Raw genomic sequence first — 26,146 nt, 5'->3', positions numbered from 1 at the left:
CTCTCCTCAAGACCTGTCGAGACCCGCGAGCCAGTCGCGGAACACCCGCGCTCCGGCCCGCTTCAGGGCTTCGCCGTGGCGACGGCTGTCGGCCCTGAGTGCATTCGGATCGATACCGGCAGCGGCGATTTCCGCGGCATGGCCGATCAGCCAGCGTTCGATGTCCTGGACATCGACCTCGCCGTGGAACTGCAAGCCCAGGACATCGCGGCCGATCGCGAAGGCCTGGTTCGGGCAGATCTCGGTCCCGGCGAGCCGGACCGCGCCCGGGGGCAGATCAAACGTATCGCCGTGCCAGTGCAGCACCGGCACGCCGTCGAGATGAGCGAGCGGTGAGGCCTGGCCCTCGGCGGTCAGATCGAGGCGCGACCAGCCGATCTCCTTGGCCGGCCCGGGATAGACCTCCGCGCCCAGGGCACGCGCCATCAGTTGGGCGCCCAGACAGATGCCGAGCGTCGGCCGCCCCGCCTGGAGGCGCCGGCTCAGGAGATCCTGTTCGGCCCTCAGGAACGGGTAGCGATCCTCCTGATCGGCGCCGATCGGGCCGCCAAGGACGATCAGGAGTTCGGTCTCGACCGGATCGAGGCTCCCAAGCGCGTCCACGCCGGCGTCATAGACGCCGACGGTATAGCCGGCCGCGCGCAGTGCCGGCTCGATGACACCCAGTCCCTCGAAGGCAACATGGCGAATCGCGACGGCGGTCCTCAGCATGCGGCCCTCCGACAGCCCGCGGCGGCGCGAGACCTGCCGCGACCGCCATCTGGCCACTTGCCCGGGCGTGCTTGGTCGTTCAGGGCTTTCCGTGGCATGATTCAGCTCCTTCTCTGATGCTCGGAGGGGGATACGGTGAGCGGTCCGCCGGTGGCAGCCGGCGGGCCGCTTCCGCCGTCAGCGGCCGGGCATGACGCGGCCGGGCAGATTGAGCTTGCCGGATGCCACCTTGAACACGTCGGCGACACAAAGCAGCGGCGCGTGCAGATTGGCGTCGACACGCAGACCCGCCGTCACGCCATCATAAGACGCGGTGGCGATGGCCCCGAGACCGGCCAGCGGGATGCGCACCTCCACCGTGTCGCGCGAGAAGGTCACGGCATGGTCCGGGCTGTCGATCAGCAACGGCACGCCAGGCCAGGTCTCGGGCACGCGCGGCCGGGTGCCGGCCGGGATGTCGCGCACTTTCAGCCCACCGGGACAGGCCCGGTCCTCGGCCAGCACGACCCAGTGCGAATGCCAGATATGGCGGTTGCGCGCGCCCTTGGCGCCGTCGTCGAAATCGGGGTGGAAGGTTGCGGCCAGCGCGACGATACCCTGATCCCTTTCGAAGCCGACATCGGCCGAGTTGAGCGAGGTCGGCCAGACATAGGCATAGACACTCGACCCCTCGAACCGGCCGGTGGGCTGCGGCGTCAGGCTGCCGGCCTGCTCGCGCACCTGGGTGCGGAAGACCACCTCGCCGCCGCTGGTGGTGATTTCGGTGCGAATGATGTCGAAAGGGGCCGGCGTGGCGGCATTCGGTGCGGCGCGGATGTCATGCGCGAGGGCCTGCTGGAGGCAAAGCGGCAGCGTCGCGGCGAGGGCCATGCCTCGCAGCCATGTCGTCGTCATGGGCGTCGTCCTTCCCTAGGTCGGTGGTGCTCGGAGGTTGGCCGGCCCCGTCTCGAAGGCCGTCCAGGTGGCAGCCTGGACGGCGGGGTCGGCCGGCTCATGCTCGCCGCAATCGACCCGCAAGTGCCGGTCACCGAAGGCAGCGTTCACGAAGGCACAATGATGAGGGGTTTCCGCGCCCGCATGGGCGTGGGGCCGGAAATAGCGGCAGGTCACGCACATGCGCTGAACCGGAATGGCGCCCGCGACCTGCAGCGCGCGGATCGCCTTGACGACCAGAACCAGGAACTCCGCCTGGTCCGACGGCCTCAGCGCAGCCAGCGCCTGGTCGGACGCGCTGGAGGCAAGCCCGATGGCGCGAACCGCGGCGCGGCCGGCGGCGGTGACCCGGACAGCCAGTGCGCGGGCGTCCGTGGGATCGGGAAGCTTTTCGACGAGGCCCTTTCGGGCCAGTGCCGCAATGGAATCGGTGGCCGTCGGCTGCGTCACGCCGAGATGTTCGGCGACGGCACGGACACGCACGCCGGCGGTGTCTCGCCCTGCGAGGAAGGTCAATATGTGCGCCTGGGTCGGATTGAGGCCGACGCCCTCGCTGACCGCCCACTGATCCGCCCTGATCGCAGCGGCAATGCGCTCCAGGCCGTCGCGCAGTCGGCGCGGTAAAGGACTGGAAAGCGTGTCGAAATCGGCGGTCATGCCGAATGAATAGGACTCCTATGATATCATGTCAACGGCCGATCCCATGCAACTCCCGCATCCGCGTAGCGGAAGGAAATGCCCTGCTCCCCACCGTCCGCGCAGCCAGGCTTCGAGGCGGCACGCCTCGAAGCCCGACCGTCGGCTCCGGTCAGGGCATGATCGGCGGGTGATAGGTGAAGGTCGCCATCAGGACCGCGGCCAGCACCATCACGATCGGGAAATGGATGACGAACTGCACCGAGGTATAACCGATCAGGTCCTTCGACTTCAGGCCGAGAATGCCGAGCAGCGGCAACATCCAGAACGGATTGAGGAAATTCGGCAGCGTCTCGGCGATGTTGTAGACCATGACGGTCCAGCCGAGATGGGCGCCGATCTCGTTGGCCGCCTTCATGATATAGGGCGCCTCGATGATCCACTTGCCGCCGGCGGACGGGATGAAGAAGCCGAGCACCGCCGAGTAGATGCCCACCAGGAACGAGAAGACGGTCGTATTGGTCGAAAAGCCGACGAACCAGTGGGCAATGGTATCCGACAAGGTGACGCCGTTGGCGTTTGGCACCTTGGTCAGGATCTGCGCGATGCCGGCATAGAAGGGAAACTGCAGCAGCACGCCGGAGACGCTCGGCATGGCCTTGGAAAAGGATTCGATCAGGCTGCGCGGCCGCCAGTGCAGCAGGATGCCGAGAATGAGGAAGACGAAATTATAGGTGTTGAGGCCGGACAGCGTGATCAGCGGGTTGCCCGATTGGAACGTCTGCCACAGCCAGCCGCAGGCGAGCAGCACGATCAGGATGGTCAGCACCGGGCTGAATTCGAGATAGTCGCCGGGCCGCGATGCCTTCTTGACTTCGACCTTGTCGTTATCGAGCGAGACGCCGAGGTCTTCCGCGGTCTTGGCATCGGCTGGCGCGGGCGTGGTGAAATAGCAGATGGCCGCCGAGAGCAGCGTCACCGCGACCGTGGTCACCAGGTTCTGCCAGGTCAGGATGGTCTCGGCGAAACCGATGACCCCGGTGATCGGCAGGAGCGAAGCCGGAATGCTCGCGGCATTGGCCTGCAATTGGGCGGCCGATGAGGTGATGCCCAGCGTGAAGCCGCAGCCGAGCCCGAGATAGCCGGCAGCGCCCGCGGCCCGGTAGTCGAGCCGGATGTCCTTCCGACGGGCGATCTCGCGCACCAGGAGGCCGGAAAAGATCAGGCTGACGCCCCAGTTGACCAGCGACAACAGGATGCTGAGGACGCCGACAAAGACCACCGCGCCGCGGCCGGTCTTCGGCACGGCCGCGAGCCGGCCGAGCAATGCCGCGACCGGCGGCGACATCGCCACGACATAACCGCCAATGGCGACCAGGGCCATCTGCATGGTGAAGGGGATGAGGTTCCAGAAGCCGTCGCCGAAGGCCCGGCTGACCGTCAGCGGCGAACCGCCATGCAGGATGGTGCCGCCGGCGACCGCAATCACGGCGATCAGCACGAAGACATAGGCATCCGGAAACCAGCGCTCGGCGAAGGCCACCATGTGCTGGGAAAACCGGGCGAGGATATTGTCGCCGCTGCGTTTCTCGGCGGCGAAAGATGGCACTTGTGTCGTATCGGTCATGATGGTTCCCGCTGGTTCCGTTTGTGGCTCTGGCTGGTTTTTTGATCTCGCTTAAAGCGCGAGTGTCAGTTCGGAGAGGGGCACCGCCTGGCAGGTGAGGCAGTGGTCCTCGTCGCCGTCGAAGGCGCTGAGCCTGGCGACGTCGCCGTCGACGATGCGCATCAGGCAGCTCTCGCACTGGCCGACGCGGCAACCGCTCGGCAGCGACAGGCCGGCGGCCTGCGCCGCATCGAGCAAGGTGCCGAGCTCGGGCGACCAGACGAAGCTCTTGCCGCTGCCGGCGATATGCACGGTCTGGGGGCGAGCGTCGCCGGCACCGCCGGCGGCGTGACGAAAGCCTCGGCGAAAATGTCGAAGCGCCGCATGCCACGCGCGACCAGTCCCTCGATCATCGCCGCGACGAAATCCGGCGAGCCGCAGAGATAAGCCAGCGGCCGCCCTTGCAGGACCGGCAAGACGGCATCGAGATCGATGCGTCCGACGCGGTCGTGGCCGCGGTCGGCTGGCCGGGGCGCGGAATAGCTGGTGACGATGTCGAGCTCCGGCAGGAGCCGGCCGAGCTCCTCGAGCCGGCCGGCGAAGGAATGCTCGCCGCCATTGCGGCAGCCGTAGAGCAGCAGCACTTTCGGCGCGCGCAGCGCCGGATCGATCTTCGCCAGGGCTTCGAGATGGCTGATGAACGGGGTGATGCCGATGCCGGCCGCCAGCAGGATGATCGGACGGCTGCCACCGAGCGGCGGCGTGAAGACGCCACCCGGCGGCTCCAGCAGCACCTCGTCGCCGAGATCGAGGGCGTGTACATGGTCGGGCATGTGGACGCGCGCATCGGCGCCGGCCCCGGTCGGCGGGTCGCGCCGCACCGCGACCGACAGCCGGTCCGGCCGATCGCCGGCGCCGGTCAGCGAGTAGGCCCGGGCGAGACGGGTGCCAGCCAGGGACAAGACGACATGCTGGCCGGGCCTGAACGCCGGCAGCGGCAGGCCATCGCGGGCGGCAAGCTCGAGGGCGACCACATTGTCGGCCTCCTGCCGCCGGCCGGTCACGGCGAAGGCGCGCCGGCCGCTCCAGGTGCCGAGGCTTGCCGCGTCGTCGCGCCTGATATCGCAGATGCCGGCGCGCAACGGCACCGAACCGCTGACCGGATCGCGCTGCCGGTCGCTGAGGATGGCGTTGACATTCATCGTCCGGGGGCCGGCTTCCGCGGTGCGCGCGCGGCCGAGCGGCGGACAATCCTCCCACCAGCCGAACTCGGCGATCACCACGCGGTCGTCCAGCGCCGGGTTCAGGCGCAGCCGCAGGCTCGCCTCACCGCTCGGCGTCTCGACGGTCGCCCAGTCGCCGTTCGAGAGGCCAAGCCTGGCCGCCAAGGCGGGGCTGATTTCGACGGCGGGATCGGGCGATTTTCGCCGCAGCGAGGCGATGTGGCGATGCGAGGAATGGACGAACCAGCCGCTCTTGGCGGTGGTCAGCACATAGGGGAAGCGCACGTCGGGCTCGGGCGCCAGCGGGCTGTCGGCCGGCTCGACATGGCCGGCCAGGGGCGCATAGCCATGGCCCAGCATCAGCTCGGAATAGAGCTCGACCCGGCGTGTCGGCGTGGCGAAGCCTGTGACCGTGCCGTCGTCCTTCGTTGCGGCATATTTGGCGGTCGCGAAGGCCTGGGGGAAGCGCAGGCCCTCGGGGTGCTCGCGCAGGTCGTCGACGGTGACGCCGAGCGGCTCGAGCTGGTGGTTCCAACCAGCCTCGATATCGCCGCCAAAGAACAAGTCGCCCATGCCGAGCCGGACCGCCAGGGCCGCCGCGATCTCGTAATCGGCCTTGCTCTCGCCTGCCGGTTCGACCATGCGGGGCCGGAACTGGATGGTCTCGACCGCGGCTTGGGTGATCTCGAAGCCGATCTTCAGCGCGTCGCGCTCCCAGGGCATGTTGGCCGGCAGCACGATATCGGCACTCTCGGCCGTCGGGTTCATGAACATGTCGACATGGACCTGGAACTCCAGGGCCTGCAGGGTCTCGCGATTGCGCGCGGAATCGCCTTGGGAGACGACAAAATTGGTGCCGAAACCAAGCAGGGCGCGCACGCGGTAGGGCTCGCCCTCGATCACCGCCCGGCTGAAGTCGCGCGCGGTGATCCAGGCCTTGGCCGGCGGCCCGAGCGGCAATTCGGCGAGCCCGAGCGCCTTGGCCTTCTGGGCGGCGGAGAGAATGTTCAGGTCGTTGAGCACACGGGTCGGCGGCGGCACCGGCCAGAGATTGCCACCCGACCGGTCGCAGGCGCCGGTGAGCGCATAGAGCGTGGCGATGGCACGTTCCATCGCGGTCGCATTGGTGTGCTGACCAACCCCGGTCCAGGAGTGATAGGCAAGCCGCGGCTTGCCGGCGAACAGGGCGTTGAAGGCCTCGATATCGGTCCGGTCGAGCCAGGTCAGCGCCGCGACATGGTCAGGCGTATAGGCGGCAGCCTCGGCCGCCAGCAGATCGAACACGGTGGCCGCGGCGATCGTCCGGCCGTCCGCAGCCAGCAGGGTAACGTTGCCCTCGAGCCGGACCCTATCGGCATTCTCCAGCGCAAGGCGCGTGTCGTAGGGCCGGGCCTTGCCGGCCGCATCGAGCACGACGAAATCGTCGGGGCCGGCGCCAGCCCAAAGATCGGCCGCGCGCAGGAAGCGGCCGGTGGCGCCGTCGACCAGCAGCGGCGCATTGGTCCAGGCGCGGACGAAATCGGCGTCGTAGCTTGCCGTCGCGATCAGATGCCGGACCGCACCCATGGCGAGCGCGCCGTCGGCGCCCGGCCGGATGCGCAGCCAGAGATCGGCCTGCTGACCGGATCCGTCGGGCTTGGGGTCGACCACCACGACCTTGGCGCCGCGCCGGCGGGCATCGACGACGCGCGTTGCCTGGGCAAGCCAGGTGCGTGCGGGATTGTGGCCCCAGAGCACAATGATGTCGGCCTCGTCATAGTCGGGAAAACCGATGCCGCGGCCGAAGGTCAGCGCATGGGCATAGTCCTTGTGCCAGCCGCAGACCTCGACCGCGTAAACGAGGTTCGGGCTGCCGAAACCGCGGATGAAGCGCTCGACCCATTCGAAGCTGTCGACCATCGGCGTGCCGCTGGGGGTGGTGACCGCGAAGGCGACGGCTTCCGCGCCATGGTCGCGCCGGATCGCGCCGAGCCTGTCGGCGATCTCGTCCAGCGCCTCGTCCCAGGAGATCTCGATCCAGCCGGCATCGGCATCATCGCGCGGCCGGGTGCGCTTCAAGGGGCGGGTCAGCCGACGCGGGCTGCCGGCCATTTCCGGAGCCGCACGGCCCTTGGCGCAGAGCGCGCCACCGGTCGGATGGCCGGCGAGCGGCTCGACCCCGACCACCCTGCCCGCCTCGACGACGGTCACCGCGCCGCAGCGCGACCGACAGAGCGTGCAATAGCCGGGGAACCGTTGAGCCAAGACCGGAACCTTGTTGGATGAACTGGACTGATGTGTGACGCATTTAAGTAGCGCGTTACACATTTACGTCACGCGTCATATGCTTCGTCAAGCGGTTTTGGCCTATGATCGGGGGAATCGGGCTTCGGCCTTCGGGCCGGCCCAAAGAGCAGGTGAACCGCCAATGGATCCAAATCTGCGCCAACAGGTGCTGCAGCAGGTGCGAGCCGAGATCATTTCGGGGCAAAGCCTGCCCGGCACGATGTATTCCGTGCCGAGCCTCGCGGCGAGCCTCGGCGTGTCGACAACGCCGGTGCGCGAGGCGCTGCTGGAGCTCAGCCGCAACGGCCTGGTCGAGCCCATGCGCAATCGCGGCTTCAAGGTGGTCGAGCCGACGCTGCAAGATCTCAACAACCTGTTCGACCTGCGCGAGGTGCTGGAACTGCACGCCGCCGTCATCGTCGCCCGGATGCCGCACAAGGACCTGTCGAGCCTCCATGGCTGGGCCGACGAGATCGCCCGTGCCGTGCGCGAAGAGGATGTCCGGCTCTACCTGGAAGCCGATCGCAGCTATCACCACGACCTGGTGGCGGCGGCCGGCAACGACCTGCTGACCGAAACGGTCATGGGCCTGCGCGACAAGATGCGGCTCTACGGCATCGGTTCACGTGCCGGCCTCGAGCGCCAGCACGCCTCGATTCCGGAACATTACCGCATCATCGAGCTGGTCATGGCCGGCGACGAGGAGGCGGTCACCGCCCTGCTGCGCAGCCATGTGCGGTCCTGGCAGCCGATTTTCGTCGATGCGCTGATGAAGTCGAAGGAGAGCCTGCGCGAGCCGATCGTGCTGGCCCAGGCCCGCACCGGCTGAGACCGGACGACAAGGCGCGGCTGTCGACAAAGGACACCGCGCGCCGCGCGCGGACCAGGTTCCGTCCTCAGACGGAACTGAGCAAGATGCTGGTTTCGCTGTTCAAGATGCCGTCGATGGCGCGCACGTCGCGCAGGACGCGGTCGAACTCCCTGAGGTTCGAGGCCCTGATCTCGGCGACCAGGTCCCAGGTGCCATTGGTCGTGTGCAACGCGTGGAGCTCCGGCAGGCCACGCAGCTTCTGGATGATCGCCGTCGTCGACTTGCCGGTCACCTCGATCATCATCACCGCCTGGATCGCGCCATCCTCGTGATCCTGACGGACACGCACGGTGAAGCCCAGCACGGCGCCGGAGCCGAGCAGCCGCTCAAGCCGCATCTGCACCGTGCCGCGCGACACGCCAAGGATGGCCGCGAGCTTCGACAAGGGGGCCCTGCCGTCCTGGCGCAGGACGGCGAGCATGCGGCGGTCGAGATCATCGAAATGATGCATGGCATTTTGTACATCACGGCTGTGCAAAATGCCAGAAATATCGGCCATAATGCGCAGAGTTCTGCATATCTTGTACGAGGCGCATGGCCCTAACCTGACGGCATCTCATTCGTCGGGGACACTCATGGTTCAATATGTCGGCGTGGAACATGTCATCCGCCTGGTCGCCTCGACCGGCCTGCCGGAGGTCTTCACCGGTCTCGCCGGCTATATCGAGGAGGACTTCCGCCGCTGGGCCGATTTCGAGAAGGCGCCGCGCATCGCCAGCCATTCGGCCCATGGCGTGATCGAACTGATGCCGGCCAGCGACGGCCGCCTCTACGGCTTCAAATATGTCAACGGCCACCCACGCAACACACGAAGCGGCTTGCAGACGGTGACCGCCTTCGGCGTCCTCGCCGATGTGGCGACCGGCTATCCGCAATTCCTGTCTGAGATGACGCTGACGACGGCGCTCAGGACGGCGGCCACCTCGGCGCTCGCCGCGCGCTATCTCGCCCGGCGCGATGCCAAGGTCATGGCGCTGATCGGTCTTGGTGCCCAGTCCGAATTCCAGGCCCTCGCCTTCAAGGCGCTGCTCGGGCTGTCGCGGCTGCGGGTCTATGACATCGACCGACTGGCGACCGGTAAATTCCTGGCCAATCTCGCCGATCAGGGCTTCGACATCACCGTCGCCAGCAGTTCCGACGAGGCGGTGCTCGGCGCCGACATCGTCACCACGGTGACCGCCGACAAGCAGAAGGCAACCATCCTGTCCGACAACATGGTCGGCGCCGGGGTGCACATCAACGCGGTGGGCGGCGATTGCCCCGGCAAGACCGAATTGCAGCGCGAACTGCTGCTGCGCGCCGACGTCTTTGTCGAATATCCCGAACAGACCCGCATCGAGGGCGAAATCCAGCAGATGCCTGCCGACTTTCCCGTCACCGAGCTATGGCAGGTGATCACCGGCCAGGCGCCGGGCCGCCGGTCGGACCGGCAGATCACCGTCTTCGACTCGGTCGGCTTCGCCATCGAGGACTTCTCGGCGCTCCGCTACCTGCGCGACCGGGTCCAGGGCACCGATTGCTACAGCGAGATCGACCTCTTGGCCGAGCCGGACGACCCGCGCGACCTCTTCGGCCTGTTGCGTCCGGCGCTCGGCCGCAGCGTCGCGGCCCTGGCGGACATCGGCGCATGAAACCGGTCTCCGTCCAGGCGCCACGCGGCGTGGTGATGATCCGGCCCCACCACTTCTCGCCCAATGCCGATACCGCCGCGGACAATGCCTTCCAGTCGGACGACCGGACACGGACGGCCAAGACCATCGCGGCCGCGGCCCATGCCGAGGTCAGCCGGACCGCGGCGGCGCTCGAGGCGGCCGGCGTCACCGTTCATCTGTTCGAGGACGAGACCGACACGTCCCCGGACTCGGTTTTTCCGAACAACTGGTTCTCGACCCATGCCGGCGGCCATGTCGCCATCTATCCGATGTTTGCGCCGAGCCGCCGGGCCGAGCGGCGGACCGACGTCATCGAGATGCTGAAGCAGCGCTATCGGGTCCAGGACGTGATCGACTATTCGGGGCTGGAACAGGACGGCGTCTATCTGGAAGGGACCGGCGCCATGGTGCTGGATCATCTCGAACGCGTCGCCTATGCGGCGCGCTCCAAGCGCTGCAATGACGTCGCGCTGGAGCGCTTCTGCACCCATTTCAACTTCGAACCGGTGGTGTTCGACGCGACCGATGCGGCCGGGCGGGCGATCTATCATACCAATGTGCTGATGTGTATCGGCAGCGACATCAGCCTGATCGGACTGGCGACCATCGAAAATGCCGCGCGCCGCGCCGAAATCCGCGACCGGCTGGAGGCTGGCGGCCGCGCCATCATCGATCTCTCCCACCGCCAGGTCGGCGCCTTCGCCGGCAACGCGATGGAATTGCAGGGCCGCGGCGGACCGCTCCTGGCGCTGTCGGCACGGGCGCTGCGGGCGCTCGACGACCGGCAACGCCAACTGCTGGAACGTTCGGTCGAGATCCTGCCGCTCGACGTACCGACCATCGAGCTGGCCGGCGGCTCGGTGCGCTGCATGCTGGCCGGTGTCCACCTGTCGCCACGCCGGTCCGACCGGGCGGCATAGGCTTTGCCGGACCAGCCCCTCGGAACGCCGGTGGAACGCAGGCCGCTCAGCGCGCCAGGACGCTGCTCGTCGGCCGCTTGCCCTTGATCCCGGCGAGCGCCTTGGCGACCAGCGGCGCCAGGGCCGGATCATCCGGCCGGAAAGCCGTGACGAAATCCTCGCGCATCCGCCAGCTCCAGAACTGGTTGATGTGATCGGCGATCGCCGCGACCGCCTGATCCTCCGGGTAGGATTTGAAGAACTCGGCAATGTGGCCGGCCATGTGGGCGAGTTTGGCCGTCGGGTCTGTCGCGCTCATGAGGCAATGGCTTCGCGCTGGGGCAACGGGGCGTGGGTGAAGGCGACCGCGGCGTCGCGCCGGGCCACCGCGACCAAGCTGACACCGAGCGCATGGGCCCGGTCGATGGCCAGCGACGTCGGCGCGGAAATGGCGACCAGCGTGCCGGCGCCAAAGATCGCCGCCTTCTCGATCATCTCGAAGGAACAGCGGCTGGTGATCACGACGAAGCCGTCGGCGGGATTGAACCCGGCGCGCAGACAGGCGCCGATCAACTTATCCAGGGCATTGTGGCGGCCGACATCCTCGCGCGCCATCAGGATCGCGCCGGCCGGATCGCAGAAGGCCGCGGCATGGACCGCCCGGGTCAGCCGGTGCAGCGGCTGATGCTCGTCGAGGCCTGCCAGCGCCCGCGCGATCGCCACCGGCGCGATCGGCGCGGCCGGAGCGACGGTATCGCTTGCGCCGGGGATCTGGTCGAGGCTCTCGACACCACAGAGCCCGCAACTCGTCCGCCCCGACAGGCTGCGCCGGCGCGCCAGATGCCGGCCGAGCGCCTCGGCGACGAGGTCGACGGTGACGACGAAGCCGTCGGCCTGCTCCTCGACCCTGACGCCACGAATGTCGTCGAGGCTCCGGACAATGCCCTCGGTCAGGCTGAAGCCGGCAACGAAGTCGTCGAGATCGCCAGGCGTCGCCATCATCACGGCATAAGGCAGATTGCCGTAGACAATGTTGACGGGAACCTCGACCGGCACTTCCACCGCGCTCGGCCGGTCGAGCGCGCGGTCATAACGCAGCGTCCGTCCGATGGTGGAGCGCGACACGGGAATGGACATGGTCCCTACTCCGCCGCTTCGGGCATTTGCCCGGCGATCAGCCTCAGCAGCACGCTTTCCTCGCGGTTCTGCTCCTGCCACTGCGAATAATAATTGGTCCGCCGCACCTCGACCGCGGTCACCTTGTATTCCGGGCAATTGGTCGCCCAGTCGGAATAGTCTGTCGTGATGACATTGGCGCCGGTGTCGGCATGGTGGAAGGTGGTGTAGACCACGCCCGGCTGCATGCGCTCGGAGACTTCGGCCTTCAGCGAGATGTCGCCGGAACGGCTCGCCAGGGCAACCAGATCGCCCGATTTGATGCCGCGGTTCTCGGCATCGAAGGGGTGGATCTCCAGCACGTCCTCGGCATGCCAGGTGGAATTGGCGGTGCGCCTCGTCTGCGCCCCGACATTATATTGGGAGAGGATGCGGCCGGTGGTCAGGATCAGCGGGAAGCGCGGACCGGTTCGTTCCTGCGTCGGCACGAACTCGGTGATCATGAACTTGCCCTTGCCGAGCACGAAACGATCGACATGCATCAGCACGGTGCCGGTCGGCGCCTTGTCGTTGCAGGGCCATTGCACCGAACCGAGCCTGTCGAGCTTGTCGTAGCTGACCCCGGCAAAGGTCGGCGTCAACAGCGCGATCTCGTCCATGATCTCGCTCGGATGGCCGTAGGACATGGGATAGCCGAGCGCGCGCGACAGTTCCGCGGTGACCTGCCATTCGGCCTTGCCGGCCATCGGCGCCATCACCTGGCGCACCCGGTTGATCCGCCGTTCGGCATTGGTGAAGGTGCCGTCCTTCTCCAGGAACGAAGCGCCCGGCAGGAAGACATGGGCATATTTGGCCGTCTCGTTCAGGAACAGGTCCTGGACGACGACACATTCCATGGCCGCGAGCCCGGCGGTGACATGCTGGGTATTGGGGTCGGACTGGGCGATGTCCTCGCCCTGGACATAGAGCCCCTTGAACGTGCCGCCGACCGCCTCGTCCAGCATGTTGGGGATACGCAGTCCAGGCTCGGTATCGAGCGGCTGGCCCCACATCATCTCGAAGATCTGGCGCGTCGCATCATCGGCGACATGCCGGTAGCCGGAGAATTCGTGCGGGAACGAGCCCATGTCGCAGGCGCCCTGGACATTGTTCTGCCCGCGCAAAGGATTTACCCCGACACCCTCGCGGCCGATATTGCCGGTGGCCATGGCAAGATTGGCCATGCCCATGACCATGGTCGAGCCCTGGCTGTGCTCGGTGACGCCGAGGCCGTAATAGATCGCGCCATTGCCGCCGGTGGCGAACAAGCGGGCGGCCGCCCGCACATCGGCGGCCGGCACGCCGGTAAACTGCTCGCTCGCCTCGGGCGAATTGCGCTCGTCGGCAATGAAACGGGCCCAGACCTCGAAATCGTCGAGGTCGCAGCGCTCGCGGACATAGTCTTCCCTGATCAGGCCCTCGGTGACCACGACATGGGCAATGGCGTTGATCAGCGCGACATTGGTGCCGGGCATGAGCTGCAGGTGATAGTCGGCCTTGATATGCGGCGACTTGACGAGGTCGATGCGCCGGGGATCGGCGACGACCAGCCGGGCGCCCTCGCGCAGCCGCTTTTTCATCCGCGAGGCGAAGACCGGATGGCCATCGGTCGGATTGGCGCCGATGACCAGGATGACGTCGGACTTGGCGACCGACTTGAAGTCCTGCGTGCCGGCCGAGGTGCCGAGCGTGGTCTTCAGGCCATAACCGGTCGGCGAATGGCAGACGCGGGCGCAGGTATCGACATTGTTGTTGCGGAAGGCGGCGCGCACCAGCTTCTGGACGAGGAAGACCTCCTCGTTGGTGCAGCGCGACGAGGTGATGGCGCCGACCGATTCCCGGCCATAGTGACCCTGGATGCGCCTGAACTCGGAAGCGGTATGGTTGATCGCCTCGTCCCACGACACTTCGCGCCAGGGATCGCTGATCTTCGCCCGGATCATCGGCTTGGTGATGCGATCCTTGTGGGTGGCATAGCCCCAGGCGAAACGACCCTTGACGCAGGAATGGCCCTCGTTCGCCTTGCCGTCCTTGTAGGGCACCATGCGGATCACGCGGTCGCCCTGCATCTCCGCCTTGAACGAGCAGCCGACGCCGCAATAGGCGCAGGTGGTGACCTTGGAGTGCTCCGGCTGGCCATGCTCGATGATGGAGTTTTCGGTCAGCGTGGCGGTTGGGCAAGCCTGCACGCAGGCACCGCAGGAAACACATTCGGAGCCTAAGAAATCCGTGCCGCCCGGCGACACCCGGCTGTCGAAACCGCGGCCGATAATGGTCAGCGCGAAAGTACCCTGCACTTCCTCGCAGGCGCGGACACAGCGGTTGCAGACGATGCATTTCGCCGGGTCATAGGTGAAATAGGGGTTGGACGTATCCTTCGTGTCGTGGCGGTGGTTCTCGCCGTCATAACCGTAGCGCACCTCGCGCAGGCCCACGGCTCCCGCCATGTCCTGCAGCTCGCAATCGCCATTGGCCGAACAGGTCAGGCAGTCGAGCGGATGGTCGGAGATATAGAGCTCCATCACCCCCTTGCGCAGCTTGGCGAGGTGCTGTGTCTGGGTGCGCACCACCATGCCGTCCTCGGCCGGCGTGGTGCAGGAGGCCGGCGTGCCGCGCCGGCCTTCGATCTCGACGAGGCAGAGCCGGCAGGAGCCGAAAGGCTCGAGGCTGTCGGTGGCGCAGAGCTTGGGGATCTTGGTGCCGAGGCTCATCGCCGCTGCCATCACCGAGGTGCCGGCGGGCACCGAGACGGTCTCGCCGTCAATGGTCAGGGTCACCTGCTTCTCGGCGACGCGGATCGGCGTGCCGAAGTCGATTTCCTTGATCAGGCTCATGATTTCATCCTCACTCGGCCGCCACGGCCATGGCGGGGCGATGGAAATCCTCGGGGAAATGGCGGATCGCGCTCATCACGGGCATGGGGGTCAGGCCGCCCATGGCGCAGAGCGAGGCATCGGTCATCAGGCGGTTGAGATCGGCCAGCACGGCGAGATTCTTGTCCCGCTCGACGCCGGCGATGATCCGGTCGACGGTCTCGACGCCACGCACCGCGCCGATCCGGCACGGCGTGCATTTGCCGCAGCTTTCCTTGGCGCAGAATGCGAAGGCGAATTTCGCCTGTCTCGCCATGTCGGCGGTGTCGTCGAACACCACCATTCCGGCATGGCCGAGCATGCTCTGCACGCCGGCCAGTGCCTCGTAGTCCATTGGCGTGTCGAGCAGGCTGTCGGGCAGATAGGCGCCGAGCGGACCGCCGATCTGCACGGCCTTCAGCGGCCGTCCGGAGCGGGTGCCGCCGCCGAAATCCTCGATCAGGGTGCGCAGGCTGATGCCGAAGGCGAGTTCGACCAGGCCGCCGCGCCGGATATTGCCACCGAGCTGCACCGGCATGGTGCCGCGCGACCGGCCCATGCCGCAATCGGCATAGGCCTTGGCGCCATGGACCATGATCCAAGGCACGCTCGCCAGCGACAGCACGTTGTTGACCACCGTCGGCTTGCCGAACAGGCCCTGCAGCGCCGGCAAGGGCGGCTTGGCACGGACGATGGCGCGTTTGCCCTCGAGGCTTTCGAGGAGCGAGGTCTCTTCGCCGCAGATATAGGCGCCGGCGCCGAGCCGGACTTCCAGCTGAAAGGCCCGGCCGGACCCCAGCACCGAGGCGCCGAGCAGGCCCGCATGCTCGGCCCGCGCGATGGCGCGGTTGAGCGCACGGTGAGCATGCGGGTATTCCGAGCGGAGATAGATGAAACCCTTGGTGGCGCCAACCGCAATGCCGGCGATGACCATGCCCTCGATCAGCGTGAAGGGATCGCCTTCCATCAGCATGCGGTCGGCAAAGGTGCCGCTGTCGCCCTCGTCGGCATTGCAGACGATATATTTCTGCTCGGCGACGGCATCGAGCACGGTTTTCCACTTGATGCCGGTCGGGAAACCGGCGCCGCCGCGGCCGCGCAGGCCCGAGGCCCTGACCCGTTCGACGACATCGGCCGGCGCCATGGCGAGCGCCTGTTCCAGGCCCTTGAAGCCGCCATGGGCACGATAGTCGGCGACTGACAGCGGATCGGTGAGACCGACGCGCGCGAAGGTCAGGCGCTGCTGGCGCTTCAGCCAATCGAGTTCCTCGGTCGGGCCGTGGCCGAGCGGATGGGCTCCTCCCTCCAGGAAACCTGCCTCGAACAGGCCGGCGACGTCGGCTGGCGAGACCGGCCCATAAGCGACCCGGCCGGCGGATGTCTCGACCTCGACGAGCGGCTCGAGCCAGAGCATGCCACGCGAGCCGTTCCTGATGATCTCGACCGGTCGGCCACGCTGCTCCACCGCGCGGCGGATCGCGGTTGCGACAGCCTCGGCACCAACCGACAGGGCGGCCGCGTCGATCGGCACATAGATACGAACGGGCTTGGCTTTATCGCTCACGCCGGCACCCTTTCGATGATCTGGGCGGTCTCGACCGCCCTGCCCTCGCAGAGCGCCGAGAGGCGCTGGGCGTCGAGCCGGCCAACCAGCTCGCCGTCGACCAGCGCCGCCGGCCCAAGCGCGCAATTGCCCAGGCAATAGACCGTCTCGATCGTCAGATCGCCATCGGCCGTGGTTGCGTCGACCGCCAGGCCATGGCGCGTTCTCAGATGATCGACCAGGTTCTCGCAGCCGACCGCCTGACAGGCCTCGGCGCGGCACAGCTTGATGACGCGGCGGCCGGCAGGCTCATCACGGAAATCATGGTAAAAACTGATGGTGCCTTGGACCTCGGCGCGGGACAGGTTCAAGGCATCCGCGATCAGCGGCACGGCTGCCCGGTCGACATAACCGAACTCGTCCTGAAGCGCGTGCAGGATCGGCATGACCGCGCCGTCGAGACTGCTCAGGCGCGTGATCAGCGCCCGCGCAACCTCGATATCCCAAGCCGCATAATGTCCCATGCTTCCTCCAGTCGCCGCCGTTGAACCGGCGACCTTGCTGGAGCCATGGTGCCTGCAGACTGGAAGAGTTCAAATTGTTTGTTCCGAACATTTGATAGCCAAGGACTATCAAATTGTCCCTCTCGGCCGTCGCGCCTGAGCAATTGACCTTGTGATAAGCCACATTGGGCCGACTTCACTCAAATCCCGGCAATCGATAGCCGCTAGCAATAGGTCCAGACTATTGCGCCGCCAAGGTCCTGGGGATCCCGGCATTCCTGACCGGTTCGGCCACCATCAGCAGGTTTCGCGCGAGCGGCGCGATCGGCTGGCGATCGGCCACGATGAGGCCAATGGTGCGCTGCGCGTCGGGCTGCACCAGCGGCAACGCCCTGGTGCCCAAGGGAATGCCGAAGAACTCCAGCAATTGCCGCGAGACGATCGAGGAAATGCCGAGCAGGCCGGCATGGGAGCAGAGATTGAAGATCGAATTGGTCTCCATGGTCGGCACCGGCATCTGGCCAACCGAGCGGAAGATGCCGTCGATGATCCGGCGGTTCTGCATGTCCGAGGTCAGAAGGCAGAGCTTGAGCTTGGCCGCCTCTTCCCAGGTCACTTCGCTGCGCGCTGCCATGGCGCTGTCCTCGCGCATCAGCAGGACATAGGATTCCTGGTAGATCGGCTTGGAAACGACCCGCTCCAGCGGCTCGTTGTCGAGATAGGTCAGGCCAACATCGAGCTCGAAATTGTCGATCCGGCTCTGGATCTCCTGCGAGGTCAGCGACAGCACGGTCAGCGACACCTCGGGGAAGCGGGCCGAGAACGGCCCGGTGATATGGGCGACCATCGGCAGGGCGGTCGGGATGGCGCCGAGCCGGAGCCGGCCGCTGACGCCCTGCCTGAGCTCCGCGATCGACTGCTTGAGCAGGTCGGATTCGGCCAGGATGCGCCGGGCATGGGCGACCACCACCTCGCCCTCTTTGGTCAGGCCCTTGAACTGCCGTCCGCGCTCGACGATCAGCACGCCGAGTTCCTCTTCCAGCTGGGCGATCGCCGTCGACAGGGTCGGCTGGGAGATGTTGCAGGCTTCCGCCGCACGCCTGAAATGTTTCTCCCGCGCCAGGGCATCCAGGTAGATCAGCTGCTTGATGATCATCGCTTGCCAGTTATCGCATTGCTGGCCGCCGGCTGGCCTCGTGCGAGCTTAACTCGAATTTCTCACACGGCTACCGCCTGCGCCGTCCCAAGGGACCGACAGCGCAGGCGAGAAATCTATCATCGGTCGAGCTTTTCGACACACTCCGTCAGCCGCTTCGGTCCGACAAGGTTGCCGTTGCGGCGGACATCCGCGGCCTCGGCCGGCTCAACCGTGTGGAGAATATGCCTTTTGCCACCTCCTGGCGCCTGTCACCCGGCAACAGCGACAAGCCGGCGGCAGAGACCGACAGCCTGATGGACGATGCCGAACCTGATCGGGGTCGGGCAGCCGGATTTCCGGCGCTCGCGTCACAGCCGTCCTGCGGGCCTGACCCATCGCGATCGCGGACCTCGCGCGCCGCTCGAAAGCGGGACAACCGCCTCGGCGCCATTCCAGGACGATCCTCCCGACCGCCTATGCCGCCTGCAGATCGTTGATGAACCCGCTCACCGCTTGCTGGAGTTCGCCTGCCTGTCCGGACAGGCCGCCGGACAAGGTCATGAGCTGCGTCGACGCCGCGCCCGTCATCTCGGCGGCCTGACCAACCCCGCTGATATTGGCCGTGACCATGTTCGCGCCTTGAGCCGCCCGCTGGCAGTTGGACGCGATCTCCGCCGTTGCCGCTCCCTGCTCCTCCATCGCGGTGGCGATCAGGGTCGTCGTCTCCTTGATCCCACCGATGGTGCGGACGATTTCACCGATCGAGCCAACCGTGGTTTCGGTCGCCACCTGGATCTCGGCCACCTTACGGGAGATTTCCTCCGTCGCCTTGCCCGACTGGGAGGCCAGCTGCTTCACTTCCGCCGCGACCACCGCGAAGCCCTTTCCGGCCTCGCCCGCACGCGCCGCCTCGATCGTGGCGTTGAGCGCGAGGAGATTGGTCTGGTCGGCAATGCCCTTGATCAAGCCGACGACTTCGCCGATTGCGTTTCCCGCCTCGGCGAGCGTCCGGATCCGCTCGTTCGACGACGAGGCCTCGCCAAAGGCTTTGTCGGAAATCTTGGCAGAATGCAGAACCTGGCCACTGATCTCCCGGATCGACGTGGACAGCTCCTCGGCGGCGGAGGCAACGGTCTGGACGTTGATCGAGGCCTCCTCGGCCGCCGCGGCGACCGTCTGCGCCTGACGCGAGGTTTCCTCGGCGGTGGCCGACAGGTTGGTCGCCGCGTCCGCGACCTCCTTCGACGACAATCCGAAGCTGCCGGCCAATTTTTCCATGGTGGCGACGAAGCGTTCGGAAATGCTGTTGCGTCGCGCCAGCCGCTCTCGATCGACGGCTTCGCCGGCAGCCCGCTCGGCGCGCATTCGCTCGGCCTCCTGCAACTGGTCGCGGAAGGTCAGAACCGACCTGGCGATGTCGCCGATCTCATTGGTTCGTTCGGTGTCCGCGACATCGACCTGCAGGTTGCCGTCGGCAAGCGCCGTGATCGTGGCGTTGAGGCGGCTCAGCGGCCTGGTCACGCAGGTCACCACAAAGATCATCACACCGCATGCCAGCATCAGCGCGACCGAGAGCACCGCCATTGTCAGCATTCGCGTGTTCGCGAAGGCGGCTTCGCCCGTGGCATGCGCGGCGGCGCTGCCCTGGCGATTGATCTCGACCAATTCTGCCAGGATCAGCGATACCGCGTCGAAGCGGTTGCGGCTTTCCGTCCTGAAGAGGGCGCCGGCTTCGGCGCTTTTGCGCGCGCGAGTGAGCTGCACGAGCTGCGCGTCGACAACCATATAGGCCTGCCACGCCGGACCGAGCTTCTCATAGGCGGCACGCTCCTCCGGAGATGCGATCAAGATCTCGAATTTGCGCTGATTGGCCTGAAGCGCCGCGAGGGCCTGGCTCATCCTCTGCTCGGCGGCCAGCACGTCCGCCGCCTCGATCGAGACGATGAGCGCGCCCTCGGAGGCACGAAACTTCGCCGCGCTGGTGTTCATCGCGTTGGCCGCGTCGAGGGCCGGCAGCCAGTTGGTCGCGATATCGATCGTGCTGTGGTGGGTGCGCGCAAGCCCGACATAGGCGGTGGCGCCGAGCACCATGATCATTCCAAGAAGCAACACGCATCCGCCCATGAGGGCCATTTTCAACGTCAGCCTCATTTTCAATCTCCGCGCGAATCGCCCGCTGCAAGCACAACCTGCAAAAGCATCCTATGCTATTGTTAACGACACGTTATCCAGTAATTACACAGCAATATTGTATTATTCTTCAGAAATTCACAAATATTGAATGTCACGTCACGGTCATCAAGAATTATGATCATGACTAACATGACAACGCCAACCCAATGGGCATGGCCGACGCCTGAATGACTGGGGAAAGCCCGGCGACTGCGGCTCCATTGCCGAAGACGCCCGCGCGCCTGTCTCGTCATGCGACGACAGCGTGGCGGTCAATGCTTCAGCCCGCGCCGCGAACCGCGCTCAAAGGCGTAGAGCCCGGCGACCGCCGAGCCGCGTCAAATTGACACGACCGTTCCAGGATGAGGCAGTGCCGGTCGCGCGCCTGTCCCACCGCGACAAGGACCGCCCGGATGACGGCTGTTGCCGCTCGGCCGTTCCTTCCGGTCCGGCTGAACGTCACGCAAGAGTGACAGGCGACGGTGACGCACCGTCGTGCACGGCCCGACCATGCCGGTTCCCGTCGGCGGAGAGCCGCCGAAAGCCGCGCTGCGCGCCCGGTCGGACCGCCAAAACGGCCGCTGCCGGCACGCCGGCGCGAAAAACTCTTCACGATCGTTTCTCGGCCGACAGCTTGGCTTTGCCGGGACGGCACCCACCCGGGCGCCGCTCGGCGACAGCCCGCGACATGCCCCCGCCACGGTTCGGTCCTTCGATGGATCGAGGCTCCAAGGCCCGCATTTTGCTTGGCCTGGATCAAGAAGCCCATAAGCGCGTTCCTTCGTCAGCGAACGACCATACCGGACGCCCAGGCGGTACCTATATGAATCCTGAGGGAGGAAAGCAGAAGAAAAGGTCCAGAGTGCATGACCGCCAGGCAATTCAAGCGTTATCATCGTAGGGAGCGGGCACTGAGTCGCTCTGATGCTCCCCGCAGCGCCGCGGGGCTCGGGCATCGATCAAGAGGCGCATGATTTCGGGGCAGGGAAGCGGCTTAGGAGACTCATATCTTATTCAGCCAGCACATGGCGGGAGGTTGATATGCATCCGCATGAATCCGACGTCTTCAATCTCTTTTCGGAGATTTACAGAAGCGAGACACAGGAGGAGATGAGCCTCCAGCAATACCTCCTCGCGTGCCGTGAAAATCCGTCAATGTACGCCACGGCTCCAGAAAGAATGATGGAGGCGATCGGCGAGCCGACCTTGGTCGATACGAGCGCCGACGAGCGCCTCGGCCGCATCTACTCGAACCGCACCATCAAGATCTATCCGACCTTCGCCGATTTCTACGGCATGGAGGATACGATCGAGCGGATCGTCGGCTATTTCCGCTACGCGGCCCAGGGCCTCGAGGAACGCAAACAGATCCTCTACCTGCTCGGCCCGGTCGGCGGCGGCAAATCCTCGCTGGCCGAACGGCTGAAGAAGCTCATGGAGAAGCGGCCGATCTACACCTTGAAGATCGGCGACCAGATCAGCCCGATCTTCGAATCGCCGCTCGGTCTGTTCCATCCCGAGCGCATGGCCGATCTCCTGGAAGACAAATATGGCATCGCGCGCCGGCGGCTGAACGGCCTGATTTCGCCCTGGGCGGCGAAGCGGCTGGACGAGCTCGGCGGCGACATCTCCAAATTCAGCGTGGTCCGGCTGATGCCGTCGCGCCTGCGCCAGATCGGCATCGCCAAGACCGAACCCGGCGACGAGAACAACCAGGACGTTTCGGCCCTCGTCGGCAAGGTCGATATCCGGCAGCTGGAGAATTTCAGCCAGGCCGATCCCGATGCCTATTCTTTCAGCGGCGGATTGAACCGGACGACGCAGGGGCTGCTGGAATTCGTCGAAATGTTCAAGGCGCCAATCAAGGTGCTGCATCCGCTGCTGACCGCAACCCAGGAAGGCAATTACAACGGCACGGAGAATTTCGGCGCCTTCCCCTTTCAAGGCATTGTTCTGGCCCACTCCAACGAATCCGAGTGGCTGCAGTTCAAGAACAACAAGAACAACGAGGCCTTCCTCGATCGCATCCTGGTGGTCAAGGTGCCCTATTGTGTCCGGGTCACCGAGGAACGGCAGATCTATGAAAAGCTCTTGCGCGAGAGCGACCTGGTCAAGAACCCCTGCGCGCCGGAAGTGCTGGAGATCCTGAGCCGCTTCACGGTGGCGACACGGCTGGTCGAGCACGGCAATTCGCCGCTCTACACCAAGATGCGGGTCTATGACGGCGAGAACCTGAAGGACGTCGACCCCAAGGCCAAGTCGGTGCAGGAATATCGCGATGCCGCCGGCGTCGACGAGGGCATGACCGGCGTCTCCACCCGCTTCGCCTTCAAGGTCCTCTCCGAGACCTTCAACTACGGCACCAAGGAGGTCGCCGCCGACCCCGTGCATCTCATGTATATTCTGGAACAGGCGATCAAGCGCGCCCAGTTCCCGCAGGAGGTCGAGGCCAAATATCTCGACTTCATCAAGTCGGAGCTGGCGACCCGCTACGCCGAGTTCATCGGCCATGAGATCCAGAAGGCCTATCTCGAATCCTATAGCGAATACGGGCAGAACCTGTTCGACCGCTATATCGCTTATGCCGATGCCTGGATCGAGGACCAGGACTACAAGGACCCGGACACCGGCCAGATCCTCAACCGGGAGATCCTCGACAGCGAATTGTCGCAGATCGAGAAGCCGGCCGGCATCGCCAACCCGAAGGACTTCCGCAACGAGGTGGTCAAGTTCACGCTCCGGGCACGCGCCAGGAACAGCGGTCGCAACCCGGCATGGACAAGCTACGAGAAGCTCAGGGAAGTCATCGAGAAGCGTATGTTCGGCCAGGTCGAGGACCTGTTGCCGGTGATCAGCTTCGGCTCCAAAAAGGACAGCGCCACCGAGAAGCAGCATACCGAGTTCGTCCAGCGCATGGTCGAACGCGGCTATACCGAAAGGCAGGTACGGCGTCTGGTCGATTGGTACATGCGGGTGAACAAGGCCGGCTGACGTCCCGGCGCTTGAGACGCGCCGGGAGATAGCCCACGTTTTGCATCAACCGAGGTGAACCGCATGCCGAACTATATCGATCGGCGCCTGAACCCGAAGGACAAGAGCCTCAGCAACCGGCAACGCTTCCTGAGGCGGGCGCGCGACGAATTGAAGCGCATCGTCAACGACCAGATCACATCAGGCAAGATCACCGATGTCGATGGCGATCACGCCGTGCCGGTGCCGGTCAGAGGCACGGCCGAGCCGAGCTTCCAGCATGCCCAGGGCAGCGGCCGGCGGGACCATGTCCTGCCGGGCAACAAGGAGTTCGTCACCGGCGACCGGCTGCCGAAACCGAGTGGCCAGGGTGGCGGCGGCGGCGCCGGCAAGGGTCCATCCGGCAGCGGCGGCGACGAGGACGATTTCCGCTTCGTGCTGTCGCGTGAGGAATTCCTCGATCTGTTCTTCGAGGACCTGGAACTGCCCGATCTGATCAAATTGAACCTGAAGGAAGTGGTGTCCTTCAAGTCGCGCCGGGCCGGCTACACCATCGCCGGGGCGCCGACCAACATCAATGTCGGCCGCACCATGCGCAACAGCTTCGGCCGCCGCATCGCGCTGAGACGGCCGAAACTGAAGGAACTGGATTCGGTCTCCGAGGAGCTCGCCAAGCTCGAGGCCAAGCCTCAGCCGGGCGCCGCAGTGCGGGCGCGCATCGCCCTGCTGCGCGAGGACCTGGCGAAGCTCAGGCGGCGGCGCAAGCTGATCGGTTATGTCGATCCGGTCGATATCCGCTTCAATCGCTTCGAGCCGCAACCGCTGCCCAATGCCAAGGCCGTGATGTTCTGCCTGATGGACGTCTCCGGCTCGATGGGCGAGCGGGAGAAGGACCTGGCCAAGCGCTTCTTCGTGCTGCTGCACCTGTTCCTGAAACGGCGCTACGAACGCATCGACATCGTCTTCATCAGGCACACCCACGAAGCGCAGGAGGTCGACGAGGAGACGTTCTTCTACAGCACGCAAAGCGGCGGCACGGTGGTCTCCACCGCCCTGAAGGAAATGCAGCGCGTCATCGAGGAACGTTATCCCAGCAAGGAATGGAACATCTATGCCGCCCAGGCCTCGGACGGCGACAACGGCTATGACGATAGCGATTACTGCACGATGCTGCTCAACAGCGAGGTGATGCGGCTCTGCCAATATTACGCCTATGTCGAGATCATCGACGAGCGCGAGAGCCATATTTTCGGCTCGACCGACAATGGCACGTCGCTCTGGCGGTCCTATTGCAAGGTCGGCGAGAAATGGCCGAACTTCCAGATGACCCGCATCGCCAAGCCGTCCGACATCTATCCGGTCTTTCGCAAGCTCTTCGCGAAACAGCAGGCCTCCAAGGGCCAATGAACGGCGGTTCCCGTGGAAAAGCGTGCCAAAGCCTCCAGCCTCTTGTTTTCAGGTTCCGACTGGAACTTCCAGACCCTGTCGCGCACCTATGATGCCATCGAGACGGTGGCGCTCGACGACCTGAAGCTCGACGTCTACCCCAACCAGATGGAGATCATTTCCTCCGAGCAGATGCTCGATGCCTATGCCTCCATCGGCATGCCGCTGATGTATCAGCACTGGTCCTTCGGCAAGCACTTCATTCACGAGGAACATCTCTATCGGAAAGGCCGCCGGGGGCTGGCCTATGAGCTGGTGATCAACTCCAACCCCTGCATCGTCTATCTGATGGAAGAGAACACCATGGCACTGCAGGCCCTGGTGACCGCGCATGCGGCCTTCGGCCACAACCACTTCTTCAAGAACAACTATCTGTTCCAGCAATGGACCGATGCCGGCGCGATCCTGAACTACATGGAATTCGCCAAGACCTATATCGCGCGCTGCGAGGAGCGCCACGGCATCGCAGCGGTGGAGCAGATCCTGGATGCGGCGCATGCCCTGATGGACCAGGCGGTGTTCCGCTATCGGCGGCCGCCACGGCTGTCCTCGGAAAAGGAGCGGGATCGCATCCGCGAGCGCCTGGAATATGAGGAGCAGTCGTTCTCCGACCTGTGGCGGACGCTGCCGCGGCGCAAGGAGAGCATCACCCCGTCGGAGGCCGAACGCGAGGCTCAGGAGCGCAAGAAGTTCCTCAATCTGCCGGAAGAGAACCTGCTCTATTTCCTGGAAAAGAACAGCCTGATCCTGGAGCCCTGGCAGCGCGAACTGGTGCGGATCGTCCGCATCGTCGCGCAATATTTCTATCCGCAACGGCAAACCAAGGTGATGAACGAGGGCTGCGCCACCTTTGTCCACTACACTATCCTGAACACGCTGTTCGACCAGGGCAAAGTCGGCGAAGGCACCATGCTCGAGGTGTTGCAGAGCCATGCCAACGTGGTGTTCCAGCCAAATTTCGACGACCCGCGTTATTCCGGCCTCAACCCCTATGCGCTCGGCTTCGCGCTGATGCAGGATATCGAGCGCATCTGCATGAAGCCGACATCCGAGGACCGCGACTGGTTTCCCGATTTCGCCGGCAATGGCGACTGGCGCGCAACGCTCATCGACGCCTGGGCCAATCACCGCGACGAATCCTTCCTGCGGCAATATCTGAGCCCGGCATTGATCCGCAAATTCCGGCTGTTCGTGCTGGCCGACGAGCCGGATGACAGTCACTACAAGGTCGCCTCGATCCATGACGAGCGCGGCTACGACAAGGTCCGTTCGGCGATCGCCAACAGCTACGATGTCGGCGCCAACCGGCCGGACATCCAGGTGGCCGACGTCGATCTGCTGGGCGACCGGCATCTGCGCCTGCAACACATGGTGCAGAACGGCGTCGTGCTGGCGGAGGCCGGCCGCCAGGCGACCCTGCGCCACGTGCGCCGCCTGTGGGGCTACAATGTCAGCCTTGCCGGGGTCGACGCGGAAAGCGGCAACCAACTCTACGAGGTCTCCGCCGACGAGACGGCGAACTGACCGCCGGCGGCCCGAAAGCGCCGGAGCGAACCCGCCTCGCCGCGCGC

At 65.5% G+C, this 26,146-nt stretch carries 20 protein-coding genes; 6 read left to right on the top strand and 14 right to left on the bottom strand.

From position 1 onward, the window contains the following. Positions 1–6: 6 nt before the first annotated feature. From E8M01_RS24060 to E8M01_RS24040, 6 genes are all read right to left on the bottom strand, one after another. Positions 7–711, bottom strand: a complete 705-nt coding sequence (locus E8M01_RS24060; protein WP_215908789.1) for a glutamine amidotransferase — start codon at positions 709–711, stop codon at positions 7–9. A gap of 177 nt (positions 712–888) precedes the next feature. After that, positions 889–1,605 (bottom strand): hypothetical protein, encoded by a 717-nt coding sequence (locus E8M01_RS24055; RefSeq protein ID WP_136962484.1) that lies wholly within the window; start codon positions 1,603–1,605, stop codon positions 889–891. 15 nt (positions 1,606–1,620) lie between these two features. Then, the gene (locus E8M01_RS24050; protein ID WP_170182050.1) at positions 1,621–2,301 is read right to left on the bottom strand and encodes a MarR family winged helix-turn-helix transcriptional regulator; all 681 of its coding nucleotides are present in this window, start codon (positions 2,299–2,301) and stop codon (positions 1,621–1,623) included. 151 nt (positions 2,302–2,452) lie between these two features. Further along, on the bottom strand, positions 2,453–3,907 hold the full coding sequence (locus E8M01_RS24045) for a short-chain fatty acid transporter (RefSeq protein WP_136962483.1): 1,455 nt from the start codon (positions 3,905–3,907) through the stop codon (positions 2,453–2,455). A gap of 51 nt (positions 3,908–3,958) precedes the next feature. Further along, the gene (locus tag E8M01_RS35590; RefSeq protein ID WP_246088411.1) at positions 3,959–4,144 is read right to left on the bottom strand and encodes a 2Fe-2S iron-sulfur cluster-binding protein; all 186 of its coding nucleotides are present in this window, start codon (positions 4,142–4,144) and stop codon (positions 3,959–3,961) included. Continuing rightward, on the bottom strand, positions 4,069–7,353 hold the full coding sequence (locus E8M01_RS24040; RefSeq protein WP_246088410.1) for a molybdopterin-dependent oxidoreductase: 3,285 nt from the start codon (positions 7,351–7,353) through the stop codon (positions 4,069–4,071). The genes E8M01_RS35590 and E8M01_RS24040 overlap by 76 nt, the downstream gene beginning before the upstream one ends. Positions 7,354–7,516: 163 nt before the next feature. Here E8M01_RS24040 and E8M01_RS24035 point away from each other — a divergent pair, with 163 nt between their 5' ends. After that, on the top strand, positions 7,517–8,203 hold the full coding sequence (locus tag E8M01_RS24035; RefSeq protein ID WP_136962482.1) for a GntR family transcriptional regulator: 687 nt from the start codon (positions 7,517–7,519) through the stop codon (positions 8,201–8,203). A 67-nt stretch (positions 8,204–8,270) separates the two neighbouring features. Here the strand turns inward: E8M01_RS24035 and E8M01_RS24030 are convergent, their stop codons facing one another. Next, the gene (locus E8M01_RS24030; protein ID WP_136962481.1) at positions 8,271–8,696 is read right to left on the bottom strand and encodes an Lrp/AsnC family transcriptional regulator; all 426 of its coding nucleotides are present in this window, start codon (positions 8,694–8,696) and stop codon (positions 8,271–8,273) included. A gap of 124 nt (positions 8,697–8,820) precedes the next feature. Here E8M01_RS24030 and E8M01_RS24025 point away from each other — a divergent pair, with 124 nt between their 5' ends. Together E8M01_RS24025 and ctlX are read left to right on the top strand one after the other, a co-directional pair. Continuing rightward, positions 8,821–9,876 (top strand): ornithine cyclodeaminase, encoded by a 1,056-nt coding sequence (locus E8M01_RS24025; protein ID WP_136962480.1) that lies wholly within the window; start codon positions 8,821–8,823, stop codon positions 9,874–9,876. Continuing rightward, positions 9,873–10,817, top strand: coding sequence for a citrulline utilization hydrolase CtlX (gene ctlX, locus E8M01_RS24020; RefSeq protein WP_136962479.1), 945 nt, complete (start codon positions 9,873–9,875; stop codon positions 10,815–10,817). Before E8M01_RS24025 ends, ctlX begins: the two co-directional genes overlap by 4 nt. A 46-nt stretch (positions 10,818–10,863) precedes the next feature. On the opposite strand, the gene E8M01_RS24015 is transcribed toward ctlX, so the two are convergent. From E8M01_RS24015 to E8M01_RS23985, 7 genes are all read right to left on the bottom strand, one after another. Continuing rightward, positions 10,864–11,115: a formate dehydrogenase subunit delta gene (locus E8M01_RS24015; RefSeq protein WP_136962478.1), complete on the bottom strand. Its 252-nt coding sequence runs from the start codon at positions 11,113–11,115 to the stop codon at positions 10,864–10,866. After that, positions 11,112–11,933 carry a formate dehydrogenase accessory sulfurtransferase FdhD gene (fdhD, locus tag E8M01_RS24010; protein WP_136962477.1) on the bottom strand — a complete coding sequence of 274 codons (822 nt, stop codon included), beginning with the start codon at positions 11,931–11,933 and terminating at the stop codon, positions 11,112–11,114. Before fdhD ends, E8M01_RS24015 begins: the two co-directional genes overlap by 4 nt. Before the next feature lie 5 nt (positions 11,934–11,938). Further along, entirely contained in the window at positions 11,939–14,785 is a 2,847-nt protein-coding gene (fdhF, locus tag E8M01_RS24005) for a formate dehydrogenase subunit alpha (RefSeq protein WP_136962476.1), read from the bottom strand. 10 nt (positions 14,786–14,795) lie between these two features. Beyond that, positions 14,796–16,367 carry a formate dehydrogenase beta subunit gene (locus tag E8M01_RS24000; protein WP_170182049.1) on the bottom strand — a complete coding sequence of 524 codons (1,572 nt, stop codon included), beginning with the start codon at positions 16,365–16,367 and terminating at the stop codon, positions 14,796–14,798. Further along, positions 16,364–16,870: a formate dehydrogenase subunit gamma gene (locus E8M01_RS23995; RefSeq protein WP_136962475.1), complete on the bottom strand. Its 507-nt coding sequence runs from the start codon at positions 16,868–16,870 to the stop codon at positions 16,364–16,366. Before E8M01_RS23995 ends, E8M01_RS24000 begins: the two co-directional genes overlap by 4 nt. A gap of 220 nt (positions 16,871–17,090) precedes the next feature. After that, complete coding sequence (locus tag E8M01_RS23990; protein ID WP_215908788.1) at positions 17,091–18,005, bottom strand: LysR family transcriptional regulator; 915 nt, start codon at positions 18,003–18,005, stop codon at positions 17,091–17,093. Between the two features lie 456 nt (positions 18,006–18,461). Then, positions 18,462–20,138, bottom strand: a complete 1,677-nt coding sequence (locus E8M01_RS23985) for a methyl-accepting chemotaxis protein (protein WP_136962474.1) — start codon at positions 20,136–20,138, stop codon at positions 18,462–18,464. 1,062 nt (positions 20,139–21,200) lie between these two features. On the opposite strand from E8M01_RS23985, the gene E8M01_RS23980 reads away from it, so the two are divergent. The 3 genes from E8M01_RS23980 (at position 21,201) to E8M01_RS23970 (ending at position 26,099) form a co-directional block, all read left to right on the top strand. Then, positions 21,201–23,150, top strand: a complete 1,950-nt coding sequence (locus tag E8M01_RS23980; protein WP_136962473.1) for a PrkA family serine protein kinase — start codon at positions 21,201–21,203, stop codon at positions 23,148–23,150. A 63-nt stretch (positions 23,151–23,213) separates the two neighbouring features. Further along, positions 23,214–24,536 carry a YeaH/YhbH family protein gene (locus E8M01_RS23975; RefSeq protein WP_136962472.1) on the top strand — a complete coding sequence of 441 codons (1,323 nt, stop codon included), beginning with the start codon at positions 23,214–23,216 and terminating at the stop codon, positions 24,534–24,536. A 12-nt stretch (positions 24,537–24,548) separates the two neighbouring features. Then, entirely contained in the window at positions 24,549–26,099 is a 1,551-nt protein-coding gene (locus E8M01_RS23970) for a SpoVR family protein (RefSeq protein WP_136962471.1), read from the top strand. Positions 26,100–26,146 lie beyond the last annotated feature (47 nt).

Source organism: Phreatobacter stygius (genome assembly GCF_005144885.1).
Lineage (GTDB): Bacteria > Pseudomonadota > Alphaproteobacteria > Rhizobiales > Phreatobacteraceae > Phreatobacter > Phreatobacter stygius.
This window is presented reverse-complemented; position numbering and strand designations above follow the sequence as displayed.